Raw genomic sequence first — 21,639 nt, forward strand, 5'->3', positions numbered from 1 at the left:
ATGTCATTCTTTGATTTCTTCGGTTCCATATTCGACCCTGAGGGTGGTCCAGGCGGACCAGGCCGGCGTCGCAATGAAGACGACCCGGTCATCCTGCACGTGCAAACCGATGGGGAGGGTCCCAGCCAGGGGGGTGGCGGCACACCCCGCTTCCGCTTCCCCGGACCGGGTGACCCCCGGCTCACCTCCCGCAAGAAGGGCAGTGACGGACCTTCCCGGGGCTCGAGGATCCTCGCCGTGGTTGTGGCCGTCCTCCTGGTCGTCTTCCTGCTCCTGTTCGCGCTCAGCCGCTTCATCACTGACGTCATGTGGTTCTCCCAGCTGGGAGCGGCGCAGATCGTCTGGACCCAGCTGGGCATCAAGGTGGGTCTGTGGCTGGCCTACGCCCTGTTGCTGGCTGCGGTGACCCTGCTCTCGGCCATCCTGGCCATCCGCAGCCGTCCCGATTCGCCTGACGGGTCCACCATCAGGGTCAGGGGTGATCTGATCGAGGTGGGCAAGGGCGTCTCCTCACGCACCGCGCTCAAGGTGGCCGTGGTGGTCTCCCTGGTCGTTGGAGTCTTCTTCGGCTTCCAGTTCAACGCCGACTGGAAGCAGGTGCTCCTGCTCTTCAATGCCCAGTCCTTCGGGGTGCGCGACCCCCAGTTCGGCCTGGACACCGGCTTCTATGTCTTCATCCTGCCCGGCCTGCAGCTGCTGGTCTCCTCCCTGCTGATGATGCTGTTGGCGGCAACGGTCTTCAGTCTGGTCACCAACTTCCTCATGGGCGGCATTCGCCTGACCATGCCCGTACACGGACGCGGCATTCTGGAGATGACCCGTTCCGCCCGCAGGCAGGTGGCCGTCTGGCTGGTCCTGTTCATGCTGGTCTGGGCCGGCGACACCGCCCTGGGCGTCTTCGGCAGGCTGACCGAGGAGGGCGACCGGATCACCGGCGCCTCCTACACCTCGGTCAAGGCGGCCATCCCCGTCACCCTGATCATGTCCGTGGTCATGGCTCTGCTTGGCATCATCCTGGCCGTCTGGATTCTGCGCTCACCCACCCTGGAACCCGGCCGGGTCCATGCCGGATCCCTGGGTTCGGCAGTCAGGCAGTGGAGGATTCCCGTCCTGGCTGTGGCCGTCACCGTCGTCCTGTCCCTGTTGCTGACCGTCTTCTGGCCGGCCCTGGTCCAGCGCTTCCGGGTCAACCCCAACGCCCAGGAGATGGAATCCGCCTACATCCAGCGCAACATCGCCGCCACCACCAAGGCCTACGGGCTGGACAAGCTCAAGACCGAGGCCTATGACGCCACCACCGAAGTCCAGTCGGGCGCACTCTCCCGTGATGCGGAGACCACCGCACAGATTCGTCTGCTGGATCCCCAGGTGGTCTCGCCCACCTTCCGGCAGCTGCAGCAGTCCAAGCAGTACTACACCTTCGAGGACACCCTGGCCGTCGACAAGTACGACATCGATGGAGTCAGCCAGGACACGGTCATCGGCGCTCGCGAGTTGGACCTGGAGGGCAACGACAACCGCAACTGGGTCAATGACCACACGGTCTTCACCCATGGCTACGGCATCGTGGCCGCCTACGGCAACAAGGTCACCCCGGACGGGCAGCCCGAGTTCTTCGAGCAGGACATCCCCACCAAGGGCAAGCTGACCGACAGCCAGCATTACGAGCCGCGAATCTACTTCTCGCCCAATGCTCCCGAGTATTCCATCGTCGGCGCGCCCCAGGGCTCGTCAGGCTGGGAGTTCGACTATCCCACCGGCTCCAAGGGAGCCACCAACACCTTCAAGGGCAACGGCGGCCCCTCGGTGGGCAACTTCCTGGCCCGGATCCTCTACGCCATCCGCTTTGGATCCGACCAGATCCTCTTCTCGGATCGCGTCACGCCCGACTCGCAGATACTCTACAACCGCTCGCCCAAGGAGCGCGTGGCCCAGATCGCCCCCTATCTGACCCTGGACGGGCGCGTCTACCCGGCTGTGGTGGACGGCAGAGTCAAGTGGATCGTCGACGGCTACACCACCTCTGACGCCTACCCCTACTCCCAGAAGGTGGACCTGGGTCCCATTACCCAGGACACAACCACCTTGAGCTCCGAGGCCGTCAAGGGCCTGGGCTCCCAGAAGGCCAACTACATCCGCAACTCCGTCAAGGCCACGGTCGATGCCTACGACGGCTCGGTGGATCTGTATGCCTGGGATGCCAAGGATCCGGTGCTCAAGGCCTGGCAGAAGGTCTTCCCCGGCCAGGTCAAGCCGCTCTCGTCCATCTCGGGCGACCTGATGAGCCACATGCGCTACCCGGAGAGCCTGTTCAAGGTGCAGCGCCAGCTCCTGTCCCAGTACCACGTCAACTCGGCCAGCCAGTTCTTCTCCGGCGAGGACTTCTGGCAGACCCCCGTGGATCCGACCGGGACCAGCAAGGAGCAGAAGGCGGGTATCAAGCAGCCTCCCTACTATCTGACCCTGCAGACCCCGGGGACCGACAAGCCCGCCTTCTCGCTGACCTCCACCTTCATCCCCGCCGGAACCTCCACCAGGGAGATCCTGACCGGGTTCCTGTCCGTGGACTCCGACGCCGGGTCGACCAAGGGGGTGATAGGACCGGACTACGGGACCATCCGGCTTATGGAGCTGCCCAAGAATTCCAATGTGCCCGGCCCAGGGCAGGCCCAGAACAACTTCAACTCGGACGCTGCGGTCTCCACCGAGCTCAACCTGCTCCAGTCCGGATCCACCAAGGTCAAACGCGGCAACCTGCTGACCCTGCCAATAGGTGGCGGACTGATCTACATCCAGCCGGTCTACGTCCAGTCCAGCGGTGCCACCAGCTTCCCCCTGCTCAAGCGGGTTTTGGTGGCCTTCGGAGACAAGGTCTCCTCCTCTGCCACCCTGGATGCGGCCCTTGACAAGACCTTCCAGGGCAACTCGGGCGCATCGGCAGGCGATGCCGACAACACAGGACGCACCAATTCCAATGCTGACCAGAGTGAGCAATCCGATAAGGCCCCGGACAAGTCCGCCGGGTCCGGCGGGACGTCTGAGACAGGCGGGCAGGCTCTGAAACAGGCCTTGGACAAGGCCAACCAGGCCATGAGCGACGGCGATGCCGCTCTGAAGAAGGGCGACTTCAGCGCCTACGGCGAGGCGCAGAGCCGTCTGCGTGAAGCCCTAAAGGAGGCATCCGACCAGGAGGGCGGCAACAAGTGAGCGCCACCCCGCGCATCCGGCTCTGCCGTCGCGGGGATCTGGAGGCGGTCACCGCCATCTACAACCAGGCGGTCATGGATGGTGGTTCCACGGCGGATACGGCCCCGGTCAGCCTGGACCAGCGCCTGCAATGGTTACTGTCCCATGATCCGGACCAGGGCCACCCGGTCCTGGTCCTGGAGCAGGAGGGCCGGGTGCTGGCCTTCGGCTCCCTGTCGGCATACTACGACCGGCCCGGCTACCAGGAGACCTGCGAGCTGAGCTACTACGTGGATCGCGACAGCCGTGGACGGGGTCTGGGCGCCCTGATGGTCCATTCCCTGCTGGAGCGCGCCCGGCAGGAGGGCATGCGTCTGGCCGTGGCCATCATCTTCGATGACAATTCGGCCTCCAAGGCTCTGCTGCACCGGTTCGGGTTCAGCCGCTTCGGCCTCCTACCCCAGGCCGCCTGGGACCGGTTCGTCCTGCATGACGTCTCCTACTGGAGCCTGTCCCTTGAGCGTAAAGGGGTCGGGGAGCCTGTGTAGAATCTCACCGTCCCGTTTGAGAGCAGGAGGTATCACCTACATGGCATCCGATTTCTGGCTGATAGCCGGACTGGGCAACCCGGGTGACGAGTACAAGGGCACCAGGCACAACATGGGCTTCATGTGCGCCGATCTACTGGCCGAACGCTGGTCGGTCAACCTGCGCGACCACAAGGGTCTGGCCCAGCTGGGCCGTGGCACCCTGGATCTTGAAGGACGCCGCATACCCTTCTTCCTGGCCAAGCCGCTGACCTTCATGAACGACTCCGGCGATGCCCTGGCCTCGATCTGCTCCTACTACCGCATACCGGTTGGGCGGGTCGTGGTCATCCATGACGACATGGATCTGGAGTTCGGCCGGATCAAGGTCAAGGCCGGTGGGTCCTCGGGCGGGCACAACGGCATCCGTTCCATCGACCGTTCCCTGGGCAGCAACGCCTATGCCCGGGTTCGCATGGGTGTGGGGCATGCCCGGAGGGGTCCGGACGCCCATCGCCGCACCGTGGATTGGGTTCTGGGCACCTTTGTCGGCGATCAGCGCAAGCGCCTGCCCGAGTTCCTGGCCGACGGCGCGGATGCCGCAGAAATCGTGATCACCAAGGGCCTCAGCCAGGCTCAGGAGCTGTTCAATGGTCGATGAGCACATTCAGTCAGTGCAGGAGACTGGTAAGACAGAGCCCCAGGAATCGCTGAATGGGTCCCTGCGTCCTCTTCTGGACGACCTGCAGGCGGATGCCGCCTTCAAGAGGTTGGTCCAAGGAGACTCCGAGCCTGCTGCCGACACCGATACCTCCCTTATGGTCCAGGCTCCCCAGGGCATCAGGCCAGCCCTGGCAGCTGCCGCAGCCGGACGTGCCCCGGTCGTTCTGGTGGTCCCCTCCGAACGTGATGCCCAGGAGATGACCGGCGCCATCCGCTCCTGGTATGAGGGCGACCCGGGTGATGTGGCCCTGCTGCGCTCCTGGGAGACCCTGCCTCACGAGCGGCTCTCGCCCCGGGCAGACACCGTGGCCTCCCGGATGGCCGTCTTCAGGCGGCTGGCCCACCCGGTCCAGGGCGACCCTGACTTCGGACCCATCCGCATCCTGGTCATGCCCGTGCGCTCCCTGCTGCAGCCGGTGGTCAAGGGTCTGCAGGATGTGGAGCCCCTGGTCTTCCTACGCGGCCAGGACCTGCCCTTGGACCAGGCAGTCGAAGCTTTGGTCCGCAACGCCTACACCCGGGTGGACCTGGTCATGGAACGCGGCCAGTTCGCCGTCCGAGGCGGCATCCTGGATGTCTTCGTCCCCACCATGGCCCACCCGGTGCGCATTGAGTTCTTCGGCGACGAGGTGGACACCATCCGCAGCTTCCACGCCTCAGACCAGCGCACCTACGGCCCCGACCTGGACCGGATCTGGGCGCCGCCCTGCCGCGAGTTGCAGCTGACCGACCAGGTCCGAGCCCGCGCACGCTCCCTGATCGGGAGCATCCCCAACGCCGACGATATGCTGGAATCCATCGCACAGGCCATTCCGGTGGAGGGCATGGAATCCCTTCTGCCTGCCCTGGTCGACGACCTGGTGCCGGTGGGGTCCATGCTGCCCGAGGGCGCTCTGATTCTGCTGTCTGAGCCGCAACTGCTGGCCCGCTCCGCCCAGGACCTGGTCAAGACCGCCAACGAGTTCCTGGCCGCCAGTTGGCATGTGGCGGCCTCAGGACAGGGCTCGGGCGCACCCATCAGCTTCGACAGGGCCAGCTTCCTGGACTACGACGAGGTCATCTCATCTTTGGAGTACAGCAGGGGGGAGGTCTGGAAGCTGACCGACCTGTCGGTGGATCCGGACCGGGAGGGGGCCGAGCGTCTGGATGCCCTGGCCCCGGACCAGTACCGAGGCGACGAGGATCGGGCCGCCTCGGGCATTGCATCCCTGCTGGAGCGCGGCGACCGGGTTGTGGTGACCGCTCCGGCCCAGGGAACGCTGAGCCGTCTGCGTCGGGCCGTGCAGACCACGGGGATCACTGGGTTGGAGTACCACCGCTCCCTGGCTGTGGACGGCTTCGTGGACCAGTCCGCCCATCTGGCCCTGCTCACCGAACGTGACCTGACGGGCCGCACCAGTGTGGCCGCCGGCAGCAAGACCTCCAACCGCCGGCGCAAGGCCATCGACCTGGACGAGCTCAAGCCCGGTGACTATGTGGTCCACGACCAGCACGGCATCGGCCGCTTCCTGGGCATGCGCCAGCGCAGCGTGGGCGTGGGCCCCAGCAAGGGCAGCCGGGAGTATCTGGTCCTGGAGTACGCCCCCTCCAAGCGCAACGCGCCGCCAGACAAGCTCTTCGTGCCGGCCGACCAGCTGGATCAGGTCAGCCGCTATATCGGTGCCGAGATTCCCAGGCTCAACAAGCTGGGCGGATCCGACTGGTCAGCCACCAAGGCCAAGGCCCGCAAGCATGTCCACAAGATTGCCCAGGGCCTGGTCAAGCTCTACTCGGCCCGGCAGCGCACCAAGGGCTTCGCCTTCAGCCCCGACACCCCCTGGCAGAAGGAGTTGGAGGATGCCTTCCCATACCAGGAGACCCCCGACCAGCTGACCGCCATCGACGATGTCAAGGCCGATATGGAAAAGCCGGTGCCCATGGATCGCCTGATCTGCGGGGATGTGGGCTTCGGCAAGACCGAGATAGCCATCCGTGCCGCCTTCAAGGCGGTCCAGGACGGCAAGCAGGTAGTAGTCCTGGTGCCCACGACCCTGTTGGTCCAGCAGCACTACCAGACCTTCACCGAGCGCTTCGAGGGCTTCCCGGTGGATGTGGCCGCCATGAGCCGCTTCCAGACCGCAAAGGAGAACCAGACCACCATGGAGGGCCTGGCCAGCGGGGCCGTGGACGTGGTCATCGGCACCCATAAGCTGCTCAACCCGCGCATCCGCTTCAAGGATTTGGGTCTGATGATCGTGGACGAGGAGCAGCGCTTCGGCGTGGAGGCCAAGGAGACCCTCAAGGCCATGCGGACCAACGTGGACGTCCTGTCCCTGTCGGCCACGCCCATTCCGCGCACTCTGGAAATGGCGGTGACCGGCATCCGGGAGATGTCGACCCTGGCCACGCCACCCGAGGACCGTCTTCCGGTGCTGACCTATGTAGGTGCCTACGAGGATGCCCAGGTGACTGCGGCCATTCGTCGCGAGCTCCTGCGCGGGGGCCAGATCTTCTACATCCATAACCGGGTGGAGGACATCGGCAAGGTCTCGGCCAAGGTGCAGACCCTGGTCCCAGAGGCCAAGGTGGGTGTGGCCCACGGCAAGATGGGGGAGAAGCAGTTGGACGGGGTCATCCGGGACTTCTGGCACCGGGACATCGATGTGCTGGTCTGCACCACCATTGTCGAGACCGGCCTGGATATTCCCAATGCCAATACGCTGATCGTGGACCGGGCCGACCGCTTCGGGCTCTCCCAGCTCCACCAGCTGCGCGGCCGGGTGGGACGTGGCCGGGAGCGCGCCTACGCCTACTTCCTCTACGACCCCAGCAAGCCCATGACCCAGACCGCCCATGACCGGCTGGCCACCATCGCCCAGAACACGGCCCTGGGATCCGGCTACGACGTGGCCATGAAGGACCTGGAGCTGCGTGGCACCGGCAACCTGCTGGGTGACGAGCAGTCCGGACACATCGAGGGGGTCGGCTTCGACCTTTACGTGCGCATGGTCTCCGAGGCGGTGGAAGAGTACAAGGAACCCGGGCGGACCGAGCCGGTCACCGTCAGCATCGACCTGCCCCTGGAGGCCTCAATCCCGGTGGACTACATCGATTCGGACAAGCTGCGTCTGGAGGCCTACCGCAAGCTGGCCTCGGCCCGCAACGAGCAGGATCTGCGCGACCTGCACGAGGAGCTGACCGACCGATACGGACGTCCGCCGGCCCAGTTCGACACCCTCTTCGCGGTGGCCAGGCTGCGGGCCAAGGCTCGCTCCCTGGGCATAGCGGAGATCGCCTCCCAGGGCTCCAGGGTGCGCATCAGGCCCGTGACCATGCCCGACTCCCTCCAGGCCAGGATCGCACGAATATACAAGGGCAGCCAGTACCGTCCGGTGACGCAGACCCTGCTGATCCCAGCGCCCTTCGCGGGCTCCCTGGGTTCGGGACCCATGGATTCGGCGGACATGACCGCCTGGGTGGACACCCTGCTGGACGACCTTGCCTGGGGGCTGCCCAAGTCCTCCGACGATGGCACGCCAGCGGGTCCCTCGCCCGTCCAACAAAACTAGTATCCTGTAAGAGACATCACAACAACTTATTGAAGGAGCAGTTGTGGCAGCAATTGAAAGCGTGTTCGCGCGCGAAATTCTTGATTCCCGTGGCAACCCGACCGTCGAGGTCGTTCTGCAGACTGAGGACGGCGCCGAGGGGCGTGGTCTGGTTCCTTCCGGTGCTTCCACCGGCGAGGCCGAGGCCTGGGAACGTAGGGATGGCGACAAGAAGCGCTATCAGGGCAAGGGTGTGCTGGACGCCGTCAAGGCGGTCAATGAGACCATCGCTCCCAACGTCATCGGCATGGACGCCACCGATCAGCGCGCCCTGGACGAGACCATGATTGATCTGGACGGCACCCCTAACAAGGGCAAGCTGGGCGCCAACGCCATTCTGGGCGTCTCCCTGGCTGCGCTCTATGCGGCCGCCGAGTCCGCCGAACTGCCTCTTTACCGTTACCTGGGCGGCACCAACGGCCACATCCTGCCTGTGCCCAACATGAACATCATGAACGGCGGCGCCCACGCTGACTTCGCCACCGACATCCAGGAGTACATGATTTCCCCCTACGGCTTCGACTCCTACCGGGAGGCCCTGCGCGCCGGCGTCGAGGTCTACCACACCCTCAAGGGCATCCTAAAGAAGGACGGCCATGAGACCGGCCTGGGCGACGAAGGCGGCTTTGCCCCCAAGATGAAGTCCAACGAGGACTCCCTGAAGTACATCGTCGACGCCATTCAGGCCGCCGGCTACGAGCCCGGCAAACAGATCGGCCTCTGCCTGGATGTGGCCTCCTCGGAGTTCTACAACAAGGACACCGACAAGTACCACTTCGACGGCGAGGACCGCGACGCCGACTACATGCTGGACTACTACCAGGGTCTGATCGAGAAGTACCCGCTGGTCTCCATCGAGGATCCCTTCGCTGAGGAGGACTGGGGCGCCTGGCAGAAGATCACCGCCGCCATGGGCGATCGCCTGCAGTTCGTGGGCGACGACCTGCTGGTGACCAACCCCAAGAGGCTGCAGAAGGGCATCGACCTGAAGGCCGCCAACTCCCTGCTGGTCAAGCTCAACCAGATCGGCACCGTGACCGAGACCCTGGACGCCATCGAGCTGGCGACTGCCAACGGGTTCACCTCCATGGTTTCACACCGTTCCGGCGAGACCTCCGACACCACCATCGCCGATCTGGCCGTTGCCAAGAACACCCGCCAGATCAAGACCGGTGCTCCGGCTCGTGGCGAGCGCATCGCCAAGTACAACCGTCTGCTGGAGATCGAGGAGGAGCTGGGCTCCACCGCCGAGTACGCCGGCTACAGCGCCTTCAAGGCCTGCAAGAAGTACACCAAGTAAGGCCGTGCTGGTCGGGTCTCGGAGCCTTTGCAGGTTTTGACCCGACCCTGAAGTCTCTCACCCGTGGTGGTCCGCGTCGGCTGCCGCGGGTATTTTTATGGGTATGGCCAACAATAAACGTGACGGCGCCGACCGGCGGACATGCGGGCGGTCGTTGGGACCCATCACTTTCTTTGTGGCGGTCATCATCGTGGCCCTCGGGCTGATTCAGCTGGTCTCCACCTTCCACGCCTACGCCATCAATCTTTCCGAGCTCAACGGCCTGCGCAACCAGCAGGCCCAGCTTGTCGAGCACAAACGTGATCTGGAGAACCAGATCAGACGCTGGGATGACAAGGCCTATGTGACTGCCCAGGCCCGGGATCGGCTGGGATTCGTCTTCCCCGACGAGGATGCCATCCGGGTCCTGCATCCGGAGGCGGTCACGGGAAACAAGGACGAGGACCAGGCCGGAAGCAAGGGGGTCCGGGCCCCGAGGAAGAACTCCCTGCCCTGGTATCAGGAGATGGCCTACTCCTTCGCCAAGGCCGACCAAGATCCTGCTGCCGATAGGGGCAAGGGGCAATCCAGTCCGACCGGCTCTGCCAGTCCATCTGGTTCAAGTAGTCCAGGTGGCTCTGATGACCCCTCTCCATCCGAGGGCGGGGGAGCGCAGTGAATTCCGAAGGCTCGAATTGCGTCACGCCATTGGTTAACGAACTTAGTAGCAGGAAACGATCAGGAAAGATGAGGACAGCGTGATCAAGGCCCAGGGAAGGCCCCAGGCAGCAGTGGAATCTCAAGCCGCAGACAAGGTCCGGGTCGAGCCCAAGGTCGGGCAGAATGAGGTCGAAGTCTCTGGCCTGGTTACTGACCAGGACCTGGCGGCGGTCAGGGATCGTGTCCATGAGCTTCTGGCGACCCCGGCCATACAGGATCAGATAGCCGTCGTGAACCGCCAGCTGGGTCGCTATCCGCGGGGCATGGTGGCAGTGGGGGCCCGCTGCGTCTGTGGCAATCCACTGGCTGTGGTCACCCGGCCCCAGCTGGGAGATGGCACGCCCTTTCCAACAACCTGCTATCTGACCAGTCCTGAGGCAGTCAAGGCCGTCTCCCGACTTGAGGCTGACGGCGTCATGGCCGACTGGAATACAGAGCTGAGCTCGGATCCGCGTCTGGCCAGCGCTTACCGTAGGGCCCACGAGCTCTATCTGGCCTTCCGCTCTGCCCTGGCCCAGCGTCTGGGCGACGACGAGAGTCACATCGCCGGAATCTCTGCCGGTGGCATGCCCAAAAGGGTCAAGTGTCTGCATGCTCTGACCGCCCAGTCCCTGGTCATGGGCCCTGGGGTCAATCCCCTGGGCGACCGGGTTCTGGACCTGGTGCGTCAGGCGTTTGATCCGCAGGTCTGCAGGTGCGCCCAGCCTTGGACCGAGGCATCACGGCAAGAGAACCGGCAGGAGAACCAATGAAGGGGGCTTCCATGGATCAGGTTACGGTGGCGGGCGTGGACTGCGGCACCAATTCCATACGGCTGCTGATAGCCCGGGTGGATCGGCAGGGGCTCCATCCGGTGGCTCCCAGGCTGATGCGGGTCATCCGGCTGGGGGAGGGCGTGGACCGCAACCACCGCTTCTCCGACCAGGCTTTGGATCGGGCCTTCGAGGCCTGCCGGCTCTTCGCCCGGCAGCTGCAGGATCACCCGGTGGATGGCCTTCGCTTTGTGGCCACTTCGGCCACCAGGGATGCCCACAATCGCGAAAGCTTTGAGGAGGGAGTGCGCTCCATTCTGGGGGTCAAGCCCGAGGTTATCAGCGGCTTCCAGGAGGCCTCCCTGAGTTTTCTGGGCGCGGTCAGCGTACTGGAGCAGCGGGTCAGCGCCGACATGCCTCCTGCGCCCTACCTGGTGGTCGATCTGGGTGGCGGCTCCACCGAGCTGGTCCTGGGCGGGGACGGGAGCGATCTGCCCGTGGACCAGGTCAGGGCCTCCTATTCCATGAACATCGGTTCCGTGCGGATGACCGAGCGCCATCTGCTGGACGATCCGCCCACCAAGGAGCAGATCCACCAGGCGCTTGAGGATGTTGACGGCTGGATCGACCGGGCCTTCGACCAGGTTCCTGTAGCCGGGGTAGGCAGCTTGATCGGAGTCTCCGGCACGGTCACCACCATGAGCGCCCTGGCCCTGGGATGCGAGGTCTATGATCGCCATGCCGTCGACGGCCGGTCCGTTTCAGTCGATGCGGCTCGCAGGGTTGACGACCAGGTGTTGAACATGAGTCGGCAGGCGCGTCGGGAACTCAAGACCATCCATCCCGGCCGTGTGGATGTGATCGGCGGCGGCGCCTTGATTTGGAGCCGTCTGCTGGAGCGGCTGGGCCAGGCCAGCCCCTGTGCGTTGGCTTCGGGAACCTATGTGGCCAGCGAGCATGGCCTTCTGGATGGCTTGGTCCTGGACTACGGTCGGACCCTCCTGCGCGAATGATATACTAAGGCGTTATGGGTTACGGCCCCGGTGGCGAAATGGTATACGCATCGGACTTAAAATCCGCCGCCTTCACCGGCTTGTGGGTTCGATTCCCACCCGGGGCACCAAGGCCTCATCGGCTTGGACGGCAGTGTCGCGACTTGTCACCCGGCCGACGAACCGATACTCTGGTACGCAAGAAAACCAAAGGAGTTGTCATGAGTGACCAATCCATGCCCGAGGTGAACGCCGAATTCGGCGCCACGCCGACCATAACCTTCCATGGTCCGGCGCCCAGCGGGCTGCGCGCCGTGGAGCTGGTCGAGGGGGACGGACCTGTCGTTCGCAAGGGCGATACCGTCACCGTCAACTATCACGGTGTCGTTTGGGGTTCGGATCAGGTCTTCGACTCCAGCTTCCAGCGTCATCAGCCGGCCAGCTTCGGCATCGGCGTGGGGCAGGTCATTCGCGGCTGGGACCAGACGGTGCCTGGCCACAACGTGGGGTCCAGGTTGGTGGTCTCCATTCCGCCGGAGTACGGATATGGTCGTCAGGGGATGCCCCAGGCCGGCATCGGCGGCGACGATACCCTGGTTTTCGTGATCGACATCATATCGACACGGTAGACAGAGGTCTCCAGGCGCCGGTGAGGGCCGGCGCCTTTTTCATACCCTTGACTTTGCAGTTCAGGTCGGGCCAAGAGACAAGTGCATTAAACAAGGAGGAATCACATGGCTGAGGAAAAGACGATTCTGCTGACACAGGCTGCTTACGACAAACTGAAGGAGGAGCTTGATCACCGTCAGGGCGAGTACCGCGACGAGATCACCGAACGCATCGCGGCTGCTCGGGCCGAGGGCGATCTGAGCGAGAACGGCGGCTATCAGGCTGCCCGCGAGGAGCAGGGCAAGAACGAGGGGCGGATCAACGAGCTGATCGTCAAGCTTCGCAATGCCAAGATCCTCAAGGCCCCCAAGGCGGGCACGGTGGGCAACGGCTCGCTGGTGACCCTGACCATGGCCGGTAACGAAATGGTTTATGTGCTGGGATCGAGGGATCTGACCGTGGCTACCGACTATGACGTCATCAGCCCCGAGTCGCCCATTGGCGCGGCACTTATGGGTGCCAAGAAGGGCCAGACCGTGACCTACAAGGCACCCAATGGCAAGGACATCTCGGTCACCGTCAAGGATGCCAGGCCCCTCAAGTAGCGGGACCACCCCTTACTGTCCCGACCCGACCTGAATGAAGCCGCTCCCCGCCATCGTCGACGGAGGGCGGCTTCGTCTATGGGTGACTGCTTGATTCTTGATCCTGGCCCATTGTCCTTGTTGAAAAGGCGGTTCAACTGGAGAGTTGCTCTCAGCGTAGGTTGCAGACCACCAGGTAGATGGCCACGATGTGGCAGGCGTAGCCGATGACCGTCCCGCAGTGGAAGAGCTCGTGGAAGCCGAAGACCCGAGGCCAGGGGTCCGGTCGGCGCAGCCCGTAGACCACAGCCCCCAGGATGTAGGCCAGGCCGCCGGCTACGATCAGCCATACCACGGGCGGACCGGCCATGGGGGAGTCCCAGAAGAGCTTCAGGAAACCTACACCCGAGACTCCGAAGACCACGTAGACCAGGGTGTAGAGCCAGCGGGGAGCCTCGATCCAGAAGACGTGGACGATCATGGCCACCAGGCTGGCCCCCCACATGCCCAGGATGATGATCCGCCGCCAGAAGGGGTCCAGTGCGAAGGAGATCGGCGTGTAGGTGCCGGCGATGAGCAGGAAGATGTTGACGTGGTCCAGGCGGCGCAGCACGTCCGTGGTACCCGGGGTCCAGTCGCCCAGGTGGTAGAGGGCCGAGTTGCCGAAGAGCGCCAGTGAGGCGACCATGAAGACCGCACAGGCCAGCTTGAGGCCGGTGCCGTGGGCCAGGCAGATCAGCACGATGCCGGCGGCCAGGGCCAGTGGGGCGGCCACGGCGTGGATCCAGCCGCGCAAGAGGGGCTTGGGACGGCCGTGCACATCCAGACGGACCTTGCGTTCGATCTCCATGTCGGGGATTCCCTCGATTCGTGAGGCCTTGATCTCAGCCTTGGCCAGGATCCGTGCAGCCTTGGCCTTGGCCTTGGCACGCACCGCATCGGCCCGGGCCTGCAGATGGGCCTCGTGGGCCACCTCTGCATCCCGGCGCAGGTAGGTCAGCTCCTGGCGGCGCTGCTGGCGACGGCGCTCGAGATCGGGGTCGACCTCCTGATCCTCGGACGGTCTGCCGTCCTCGCTGGTCCTGGTTGCCATGGCCCTCCCTTGGCCCCTTGACTGGTTCCGGCCTGTCGGGTCGGATCGCAGGGGTGAAACATCCGTGAACCACCCTACCCCAGACCTGTGTATCGGACGCGCATGTCATCATCGCCCTTGGCATGACCCGCCTGTCTGCTTCCCAGGGCCCTTTGTATGATGGAGGGCATGGCTGATTTTTCCGAGATTCTGGCATCCTGCGACGACTGCAATGAGGAGGACCGTGAGTGGCTCCACCACCTGGTGGCCGACTGGCAGGTCATCGCCGATCTGAGCTTTGCGGACCTGCTGCTCCTGCTGCGTACCGGCGAGGGGGAGTTCACCGTGGCCGAGCAGTGCCGACCCTCCACGGTCATGTCCCTGCGCACCGAGGATGTGGTGGGAGAGCACTTCCCGGCGGACCGACGTGAGGAGCTGGATGCGGCCATGCGGTCCAAGGGGGTGCTGCGGTCCAACAAGCTGCGCACCATCGGCCGCGCCACGGTCTGCGACGTCTACGCCCCTATCCGACACCAGGGCAAAACCCTGGGCCTGGTGGTCCGCGAGACCAACATGGCCACCCGTGAATCCAATGGCCGCTATGAGAGCGAGAGCATCAATGCGGGCAAGGAGCTCTTCGAGATGATCACCCGCGGCGAGTTCCCCTACGCGGATTCGGTGCTCAACCAGCGGCACAACGCCAGGGTGGCCGACGGCTTCTTTGTGTTGACGGCAAGCGGCGTGGTGCGCTACGCCTCGCCAAATGCCATCAGTTGCTTCCGCAGGCTGGGCTCGGTGGAGACCATGATTGGTCAGTACCTGAGCGAGATCGGCACCTCCCTGCTCAAGGAGAACGATCCGGTGCCCGACTCCCTGCCACTGGTCCTGTCGGGCAAGGCGGCCGTGGACTCGGAGCTGGACGCCAACGGGTCGGCCGTCTCCATGCGCTCCTTGCCCCTGTATGGCAAGCAGGGCAGGACCGGCGCCATTGTGCTCTGCCGGGACGTGACCGAGCTGCGCCGTAGGGAGAAGGAGCTGCAGACCAAGGACGCCACCATCTCCGAGATTCACCACCGCGTCAAGAACAACCTTCAGGCCGTGTCGGCCCTGCTGAGGTTGCAGGCCCGGCGCACCAAGTCCGACGAAGTCCGCAAGGAGCTGGAGGAGGCCCAGCGCCGCGTCCAGACCATCGCCGTGGTTCATGAGGGCCTCAGCCAGACCGCCGATGAGATTGTGGACTTCGACAAGGTGATCGCCAACCTACTGAAGATGAGCGTGGACCTGGCCACCACGAGCGACCAGCACATCACCATCTCCTACGTGGGCAAGTTCGGGATGATGCCCGCCCAGGATGCCACCCCCTTGTCCCTGGTGCTGACCGAGCTGGTCAACAACGCGGTCGAGCACGGCTTTGAGGGCCGTGACGAGGGGCATATCACCATATCGGTGGGCCGGGGCGGCAACAACCTCAACGTGGTGGTCGAGGATGACGGCAACGGCTACAGCACCGAATCGGATCAGGGTCAGGCTCGTTCCACCGGGTCCGGGCTGGGCACGCAGATCATCAACACCTTCGTCACCAACGACTTCGGGGGCACGGTCAAGTGGGAACCCCGCCGGGATGGTGGCACCCGGGTGGTCATCAACATCAAGCTGCGCGTGGCCCAGGACGTGTGATGCAGGGTACTTTCAAACGGGGCACCTTGTAGTCAGGAAGACTGTAACCGAAGGTTGCATTTCAGGAAAAGAAAGGGGCGGTGGCATCAAGCCATCGCCCCTCTGCTGTTTGGCGCAATCGAGAAGGATTCAGGACTGCATCTGCATGGCCTGGGACCTGCGCGCGCGCATGGCCCGGCGCTTCAGAGCCCTGCGTTCGTCCTCGCTCAGCCCGCCCCAGACACCGTAATCCTGATTGGTGTCCAGTGCGCACTTCAGACAGGCGTCAATGACCTTGCAGGTCCTGCAGACAGCCTTGGCCTCCTCGATCTGCTGATAGGCTGCACCGGTGTTGCCGACGGGGAAGAACAGCTCAGGGTCCTTGTCACGGCAAGCAGCCTTGGCGCGCCAATCAAACGCATTACTCATCTACCTAAGCCTCCAAGAAGTTTTTATCGATGCTTTATCACTACCCTATGCAAGATAAGCACGATGAGTGACTTTTTTCAAGGGTTCATTTGTTTTACGGCTAAAGAGAACACCTGTAGCGGAATGGCGAGACCCCCCTCCAGAACCAGACACCGTCCAGGAATGGCACTGGCCCGAGTGGACAGGTTGGCCAGCTGATCGGCGGGGATGCCAGCCGCCAGGTCGGCTCCGCGTTCGCCACAGGGGAACACCAGACGACGGCTGAAACGCTCAGGTCTGCGTAGGGCGCTGGCTGTGTCCACGGCCAGAACCACCGTGGTGCCCCCTTGTCCCAGAGCCTCACGCAAAAGCGAGGCCAGAGGATCCTGACAGAGCGGATCCAGCAGATCCTGGGCATCGTCAAGAATCCAAACCAGCCCACGGCCGTCACCCTGCCGGCCATGAGGAGGTGCCGGCACCGGACCCGGGAAGTCCCGGCTGCTGTAGCTGTGGGCGCCTCGACGTGTGATGCGCAGATCGAAGTTTGGCTCTGGCCGGGCTCCCGGCTTCAGCAGGGTGAGCAGGGAACGAGTCAGAAGGGCCAGCAGGGTGCTCTTGCCTCGCCCTGGCGGTCCGATCAGGGCCGTATGACCTTTGAGCGACAGGCGGTAGAGATGGAGCAGAACACCGTCATCCATGTGTCCCAGGGGTATCAGAGGCCGTCCCGACTGCCAGAGGATCTTTCCGCAGGCCGGATCATGTTCTGGCAAGGGAGGGGAGAAGAGCGGCGCCGGCGGTCGGTTGTCGCAGAAGCGACTGGCCTTGATGATCTGGCCAACCAGGGTCTGCGGGTCAGCCGCTGGGCAGGTGCGGAAGGCTTGCGGGCCTAGGCCATGCTCCAGAAAGCCCATACCAGGGCAGGAAGGGTCAATCGCTGTAGCGCAGGAGGAGCCCAGCAACTCCCTGGACTGCAGGGGATCCCGTACTCGCAGACAGATTCCCAGGTTCATATTGGCCCGCATTTGAGCGTTGACCTGCCCCATGGTCTGCTGGGTGCAGGCCACCAGATTCATGCCCAGGGACCTGCCCTGGGAGGCCAACGAAGTCAGCCTGTCCAGATAGTCAGGCAGGAGTTGGCGCAGGGTCTGGAACTCGTCGATGACCACCACCAGTCGCGCCGGTGGGTCGGTCATCAGGGCAGTGTCTTCCACCCCTGCTCTGGCAACCAGGCGCTGGCGGCGTTCCAGCTCCCTCTGAAGGCCGTTCAGGGCCCGTACGGCCCGATCCAGATCAAGATTGGTCACGCAGCCCACAGTGTGCGGCAGACGGGCCAACAGGCCGAATCCGGCACCGCCCTTGAAGTCCAGTAGGACCAGATTGAGCCTGTCCGGAGGCTGACTGGCGGCCAGGGCCAGACACCAGGTCTGCAGGAAGACCGACTTGCCTGATCCGGTGGTGCCTGCCACCAGAGCGTGGGGTCCGTCGCGCGGCAGATCGATGACCAGCGGACTGTGATCAGGACGGACACCGATGACTGCCGGTGCCGTTTTCCCTGATGCGGCAAGCCAGGCATGGACGATGCCCTGCCAGAGCAGGCCGTGTGCCCCTGAAGCCCCTGATCCCAACAGTCGGGACTCAAGCCGAGGGCCTGGGTAGGAGGCCAGCTCAGTCAGATTCCGTTGTGTCTGGTCCTCCGTGCTTGTCGATGGGGATGCACGATTCGATGCTATGCCGTATTCCAATTGTGCCTGGGCGGGGAGAGATTGCGATGGCTGACGATGCGTTCGCAACAGGCTCAAAAGCACCATGGCCAGGGTACCTGTCAGGCTGGGTAGCAAGAGGAGAAGCAACATCCAGCGGCCTTGGCCGACCACGTACCAGATCATGCCCGCCTGGGCCAGTGCTGGAGCCGTTTGGGCAACCAAGGTCAGAATGACCTGGGCCCTTCCCCTTTTGGATTTTCGCTCTTTGATGCCAGCAGGATGCCAATCGCCATCAGCAGCCTTGTCCGCGACTCTCGGCCCGGCGGTAGACAACGGAAATGCATGTGCTGATGAATAGGCCTTTATCATGTCTTCAGCATGAAGGGTCTGACTGGGGAGCACCGGGGTAAACCTGGCATGTGGTCGAATGTGGAATGTGGCTGGGATTGGTGGTGGATGCTACATGCCACCGACGGTTCCTGGGGCATGGCTACCCTGGGCCAGTTGGTTGAATAGATCGGTGTTCTGGGCTTGATCTAGCAGAACGGTGGAGCCTATACCCCCGCCCGGATAGTAGTCGGGATCTGTCCAGTAGACGCTTCCGGTGACGCCCTTGCTGCCGCTGGCACTACGGAAGGCCAGGACCATGCGCACAAGATCTATGGGGTTGGTTTGCTCATCCACCACCAAGGCATCCAGCCCCGCCGAAAGGACCTTGCCGGCCGTAGCCGGATTGAGAATAACCGAAGGCTTGAGTGCCTTGGCGGCGATGGCCGAAATGGCCTGGCGCTGGCGTTCGGCACGCCCGAAATCCCCCTTGGGATCCGAGTAGCGCATGCGGGTGAAGGCCAGGGCCATACCGCCGTCAGCCTGATGGCAGCCACTGGACCAGACCATGCCTGATTTGGGGTCGTTGACGTCTGCGTCGTAGCAAAGCCTGACGCCGCCCAGAGCGTCGACCACCTTACTGAGGCCTCCGAAGCGAATCAGGGCCACGTGATTGACCTTATGGCCGGTGATGTCCTCGATCTGACCCGTCAGGGCCCGGTAGCCCGATGTGTAGGCCACTGCGTTGATTTTCATGTAATCCCCGTCCTGCTTGACCAAGGAGTCCCGGGGGATTGAAATCAAGGATGCGGCTCCGTGGCGTGGCCTGGTCAGCACCAGGATGGTATCGGTGCGGAAGCCGGTGATGCTGTCATCCTGTCCGGCTCCCGGAGAACCGTCGCGCTGGTCCGACCCCAGCAGGAGCCAGGTGTCGGCTACTGAGTCAGAGGCATCGGTCAGCATTTTGTCGCGGGTGAGTCTGCCATTGATCCAGAACCATCCTCCACCCGCCAGCACGACCAGTGCCAGCAGCAGGACCAACAGCGAAATGGTTATGAACCTGCGCACGGGGTGTCTGCGGACGAGGGCAGTGCCGTTGCGCATGTTCCGGCCGCTTCTGCTGCTCCTGTCGTTTCCGACAGGTGCAGCCATGGTCGTTGGCTTGGGTGTGGTCTTGGAGGAGCCGCTGGTGCGTCTGGCCTTCCGGGCTTTGCTGGTCTGCGCCGGCTGATGCCCAGTCCCGGAGGAGGGGGAGAAGCTGGGAGGAGTCTGGCTATGGCCGTGTCTGGCCTCGCTACCTGGGCCTCTGGGGTCGGCCGCCGGACGGTGATGTCCGGCGGGCATGAAGCTAGGAGGCTCCTGTCCTTGTCCTCCTTGGTCTGATCCAGTCCGCATACCCTTTACCTTCCTTTGGCCGACTAGGTAAGCAATAGCATGCCTGAATGACTCCAGGGGGCTTAATCGGCTATCTCTGCGCCGGAACGGCACAGACTGTAGCGAACAGGTAGCGGTCCGCCATGCCGATGTACTGTCCGGTGTTCGCGTCCTTGATGGCTCCATCGTCCGGATCCACGATTCCGCCCGTGTCCGGATCAATCAGGGTCTTGTCAGGCATGGTGATCAGTCCGGTACGGGGATCGGGCTTGGGCAGAGCGGTGGCTGACGCAGATGGGGATTGGGTGCCGTCCCCTGTGTCAGAGCTGTTGCCTCTTGTCCGGGTGGAACCCTGTGAGGTTTGGTCACTCTGGGCATCATGATTATTGCCGGCCTGCTTGTCCGATGAGGATGCCGACTCTGCAGCCTCGTTGGCCTGGGTCAAGGGCTTCCCCTCCCGGAGCAGCCGCCAGATGGTGTCGGCCTCGTCAGTCCACACCACCCGGTATCTGTCCTGGGACCATTCCTCGACGGGTATGGTCCTGGCGTAGATATGCGCAGTGTCTATATGCTTGAGCGAGTTGCCCAGGCCCAGCAGGGTCTGGAAGCTGCCCAGGCCCTCGCTCAGCTGCAGGGTTGACAGGGAGGTGGTGGTCAGACGGTAGGCCTTGGGCAGGTCTGAATAAATATCGACGGTCTTGGCCTCGTTGACCAGGCTCTTGACCAGGTACTGCTGACGGGTGGTGCGCATGATGTCTGATCCGTCGGCGCCGGTTCCGTGGCGCATACGGGCGTACTCGGTGGCCTGGGTTCCGTCAAGATGGTGCAGGCCCTGCTTCAGGTCAATGCCGGTGTAGGTGTCCTTGGTATCCGTGGGGATGCATATATCCACTCCGCCCAGGGCGTCGATGATGGATTTGAATCCATTGAAGTCGGCCACCACGAACTGCTGGATGTCCAGGCCGGTCAGGGATTGGACCGCGGCCAGGGAGCAGCTGGCGGCCGAATTCACATCGCCGCCCTGGTTGTAGCCGTCAGCGAAGATGGAGTTGAACATGACCTGGTGGCGGGCCGGAATGGTCTCGCCCTTGCTGGTGACGCATGCCGGTGCGTTCACGATGGAGTCCCTGGGAATGGAGACCACGTTCACATATGAGCGGTCGGCTGCGATCTGGACCACCATGGCCGTGTCGGACTGGTGGTTCTCCTCCAGGTCATCCCCGCCGCCGCCCAGGACCGAATTGCCCTTGCCCTCGCGGGTGTCCTGGCCCAGTACCAGGACGTTCAAGGTTTTGCCCTTGTAGATGTCTTCAGGGGTTCCATGGCCTTGGGTCAGGCTGATGGGCTCGAGCACGTGCATGTGACCGTTGATGTCGGTCCAGAAGGCCGCCACCGTAGAGGCCAGGAAGCAAAGAACGAAGGTGAGGGCCAGACATATGCCCGTGCGCAGGGAGTGGCTGCTGCGGAACCCATCGCTGTGCTGGGGCTTGCCGTTCCTGCCCGCCTTGATGTTGGGCAGACCCATCTTTCTGGTTGGGGACGTCAATGGTTATGCCTTCCTCATCGGCTGTCGCTGTAGGGGTCATTCCGGCTGAAAGGACCGGGATGGCGGTAACGCGTGCTTAAACCAGTCATAGTATAGTCTGACCCCCATCCGCAGCTCCTCTTCGGGCGATACGGCCGCCTCCACGTGTTGCCCAGTTGCGCTTGCAGTCATTTAGGGGTTGACAGAAGACCTCTGCAGCGGCTGTAATAAAAGTGTGTAAACACACTAGGGACTGGGGGGTCGCTATGAGTGGTTTTATAGACACTCGATACAGCAGTACAACTAAAAATAGGCTGACGCCGCTGATGCAATGGTTCGAAGTCAACATCGGACCATCCTGGCGAAGCGAGGCGCTCTGTGCACAGACCGACCCGGAGGCATTCTTCCCGGGCAAGGGAGGCTCCACTCAGGAGGCCAAACGGGTCTGCGCCGACTGCACCGTCCGAAAGGAGTGCCTGGACTGGGCAGTCGAACACGACGAGCGCTTTGGCATCTGGGGTGGCATGAGTGAACGGGAGCGCCGCCGTTACAAGAAGCGGATGCGCGCGCAGCGTCAGGTCTGAATCGCCGCAGGTGCCCGAGCGGGGCATCCGG

17 protein-coding genes and 1 tRNA gene are annotated in these 21,639 nt (G+C 63.6%); 13 read left to right on the plus strand and 5 right to left on the minus strand.

What is annotated here, in order from left to right; genetic code table 11:
* The 11 genes from ACUIAF_RS01335 (at position 1) to ACUIAF_RS01385 (ending at position 12,980) form a co-directional block, all read left to right on the plus strand.
* Positions 1–3,207 (plus strand): UPF0182 family membrane protein, encoded by a 3,207-nt coding sequence (locus tag ACUIAF_RS01335; protein ID WP_445338794.1) that lies wholly within the window; start codon positions 1–3, stop codon positions 3,205–3,207.
* The gene (locus ACUIAF_RS01340) at positions 3,204–3,734 is read left to right on the plus strand and encodes a GNAT family N-acetyltransferase (RefSeq protein WP_015021989.1); all 531 of its coding nucleotides are present in this window, start codon (positions 3,204–3,206) and stop codon (positions 3,732–3,734) included. The genes ACUIAF_RS01335 and ACUIAF_RS01340 overlap by 4 nt, the downstream gene beginning before the upstream one ends.
* Positions 3,735–3,774: 40 nt before the next feature.
* The gene (gene pth, locus ACUIAF_RS01345) at positions 3,775–4,374 is read left to right on the plus strand and encodes an aminoacyl-tRNA hydrolase (RefSeq protein ID WP_445338795.1); all 600 of its coding nucleotides are present in this window, start codon (positions 3,775–3,777) and stop codon (positions 4,372–4,374) included.
* On the plus strand, positions 4,364–7,984 hold the full coding sequence (gene mfd / locus ACUIAF_RS01350) for a transcription-repair coupling factor (RefSeq protein ID WP_445338796.1): 3,621 nt from the start codon (positions 4,364–4,366) through the stop codon (positions 7,982–7,984). Before pth ends, mfd begins: the two co-directional genes overlap by 11 nt.
* A gap of 43 nt (positions 7,985–8,027) precedes the next feature.
* A complete protein-coding gene (gene eno, locus ACUIAF_RS01355) occupies positions 8,028–9,323 on the plus strand; it encodes a phosphopyruvate hydratase (protein ID WP_445338797.1) in 1,296 nt (431 codons plus the stop codon).
* Between the two features lie 103 nt (positions 9,324–9,426).
* Positions 9,427–9,981 carry an FtsB family cell division protein gene (locus tag ACUIAF_RS01360; RefSeq protein ID WP_445338798.1) on the plus strand — a complete coding sequence of 185 codons (555 nt, stop codon included), beginning with the start codon at positions 9,427–9,429 and terminating at the stop codon, positions 9,979–9,981.
* A gap of 184 nt (positions 9,982–10,165) precedes the next feature.
* Complete coding sequence (locus tag ACUIAF_RS01365) at positions 10,166–10,774, plus strand: DUF501 domain-containing protein (RefSeq protein WP_445339138.1); 609 nt, start codon at positions 10,166–10,168, stop codon at positions 10,772–10,774.
* 11 nt (positions 10,775–10,785) lie between these two features.
* Positions 10,786–11,787 carry a Ppx/GppA phosphatase family protein gene (locus tag ACUIAF_RS01370; RefSeq protein WP_445338799.1) on the plus strand — a complete coding sequence of 334 codons (1,002 nt, stop codon included), beginning with the start codon at positions 10,786–10,788 and terminating at the stop codon, positions 11,785–11,787.
* Between the two features lie 24 nt (positions 11,788–11,811).
* Positions 11,812–11,897, plus strand: a tRNA-Leu gene (locus ACUIAF_RS01375).
* A 90-nt stretch (positions 11,898–11,987) separates the two neighbouring features.
* Complete coding sequence (locus ACUIAF_RS01380) at positions 11,988–12,395, plus strand: FKBP-type peptidyl-prolyl cis-trans isomerase (RefSeq protein ID WP_024627330.1); 408 nt, start codon at positions 11,988–11,990, stop codon at positions 12,393–12,395.
* A 105-nt stretch (positions 12,396–12,500) separates the two neighbouring features.
* Entirely contained in the window at positions 12,501–12,980 is a 480-nt protein-coding gene (locus ACUIAF_RS01385) for a GreA/GreB family elongation factor (RefSeq protein ID WP_015021981.1), read from the plus strand.
* A gap of 151 nt (positions 12,981–13,131) precedes the next feature.
* On the opposite strand, the gene trhA is transcribed toward ACUIAF_RS01385, so the two are convergent.
* Positions 13,132–14,052 carry a PAQR family membrane homeostasis protein TrhA gene (trhA, locus tag ACUIAF_RS01390; RefSeq protein WP_198204189.1) on the minus strand — a complete coding sequence of 307 codons (921 nt, stop codon included), beginning with the start codon at positions 14,050–14,052 and terminating at the stop codon, positions 13,132–13,134.
* 168 nt (positions 14,053–14,220) lie between these two features.
* On the opposite strand from trhA, the gene ACUIAF_RS01395 reads away from it, so the two are divergent.
* Positions 14,221–15,708, plus strand: coding sequence for a sensor histidine kinase (locus tag ACUIAF_RS01395; protein WP_015021979.1), 1,488 nt, complete (start codon positions 14,221–14,223; stop codon positions 15,706–15,708).
* A 129-nt stretch (positions 15,709–15,837) separates the two neighbouring features.
* On the opposite strand, the gene ACUIAF_RS01400 is transcribed toward ACUIAF_RS01395, so the two are convergent.
* The 4 genes from ACUIAF_RS01400 to ACUIAF_RS01415 all read right to left on the minus strand — a co-directional run bounded on the left by ACUIAF_RS01400 (position 15,838) and on the right by ACUIAF_RS01415 (position 21,045).
* Complete coding sequence (locus ACUIAF_RS01400; protein ID WP_015021978.1) at positions 15,838–16,116, minus strand: WhiB family transcriptional regulator; 279 nt, start codon at positions 16,114–16,116, stop codon at positions 15,838–15,840.
* Positions 16,117–16,193: 77 nt separating this feature from the next.
* Positions 16,194–18,020 carry an FtsK/SpoIIIE domain-containing protein gene (locus ACUIAF_RS01405; protein ID WP_445338800.1) on the minus strand — a complete coding sequence of 609 codons (1,827 nt, stop codon included), beginning with the start codon at positions 18,018–18,020 and terminating at the stop codon, positions 16,194–16,196.
* Positions 18,021–18,257: 237 nt separating this feature from the next.
* Positions 18,258–19,469 carry an LCP family protein gene (locus ACUIAF_RS01410; protein ID WP_445338801.1) on the minus strand — a complete coding sequence of 404 codons (1,212 nt, stop codon included), beginning with the start codon at positions 19,467–19,469 and terminating at the stop codon, positions 18,258–18,260.
* 121 nt (positions 19,470–19,590) lie between these two features.
* Complete coding sequence (locus tag ACUIAF_RS01415) at positions 19,591–21,045, minus strand: LCP family protein (protein WP_445338802.1); 1,455 nt, start codon at positions 21,043–21,045, stop codon at positions 19,591–19,593.
* A gap of 305 nt (positions 21,046–21,350) precedes the next feature.
* Here ACUIAF_RS01415 and ACUIAF_RS01420 point away from each other — a divergent pair, with 305 nt between their 5' ends.
* Positions 21,351–21,608 (plus strand): WhiB family transcriptional regulator, encoded by a 258-nt coding sequence (locus tag ACUIAF_RS01420; RefSeq protein WP_015021974.1) that lies wholly within the window; start codon positions 21,351–21,353, stop codon positions 21,606–21,608.
* Positions 21,609–21,639 lie beyond the last annotated feature (31 nt).

This window comes from Bifidobacterium sp. ESL0822 (assembly GCF_052606675.1).

Excerpts from the sequence above, each read along its gene's own strand:
- ACUIAF_RS01335 (WP_445338794.1), top strand. The coding sequence starts at position 1 with ATGTCATTCTTTGATTTCTTCGGTTCCATATTCGACCCTGAGGGTGGT.
- pth (WP_445338795.1), top strand. The coding sequence starts at position 3,775 with ATGGCATCCGATTTCTGGCTGATAGCCGGACTGGGCAACCCGGGTGAC.
- mfd (WP_445338796.1), top strand. The coding sequence starts at position 4,364 with ATGGTCGATGAGCACATTCAGTCAGTGCAGGAGACTGGTAAGACAGAG.
- ACUIAF_RS01360 (WP_445338798.1), top strand. The coding sequence starts at position 9,427 with ATGGCCAACAATAAACGTGACGGCGCCGACCGGCGGACATGCGGGCGG.
- ACUIAF_RS01370 (WP_445338799.1), top strand. The coding sequence starts at position 10,786 with ATGGATCAGGTTACGGTGGCGGGCGTGGACTGCGGCACCAATTCCATA.
- ACUIAF_RS01380 (WP_024627330.1), top strand. The coding sequence starts at position 11,988 with ATGAGTGACCAATCCATGCCCGAGGTGAACGCCGAATTCGGCGCCACG.
- ACUIAF_RS01385 (WP_015021981.1), top strand. The coding sequence starts at position 12,501 with ATGGCTGAGGAAAAGACGATTCTGCTGACACAGGCTGCTTACGACAAA.
- trhA (WP_198204189.1), bottom strand. The coding sequence starts at position 14,052 with ATGGCAACCAGGACCAGCGAGGACGGCAGACCGTCCGAGGATCAGGAG.
- ACUIAF_RS01395 (WP_015021979.1), top strand. The coding sequence starts at position 14,221 with ATGGCTGATTTTTCCGAGATTCTGGCATCCTGCGACGACTGCAATGAG.
- ACUIAF_RS01400 (WP_015021978.1), bottom strand. The coding sequence starts at position 16,116 with ATGAGTAATGCGTTTGATTGGCGCGCCAAGGCTGCTTGCCGTGACAAG.
- ACUIAF_RS01410 (WP_445338801.1), bottom strand. The coding sequence starts at position 19,469 with ATGCCCGCCGGACATCACCGTCCGGCGGCCGACCCCAGAGGCCCAGGT.
- ACUIAF_RS01420 (WP_015021974.1), top strand. The coding sequence starts at position 21,351 with ATGCAATGGTTCGAAGTCAACATCGGACCATCCTGGCGAAGCGAGGCG.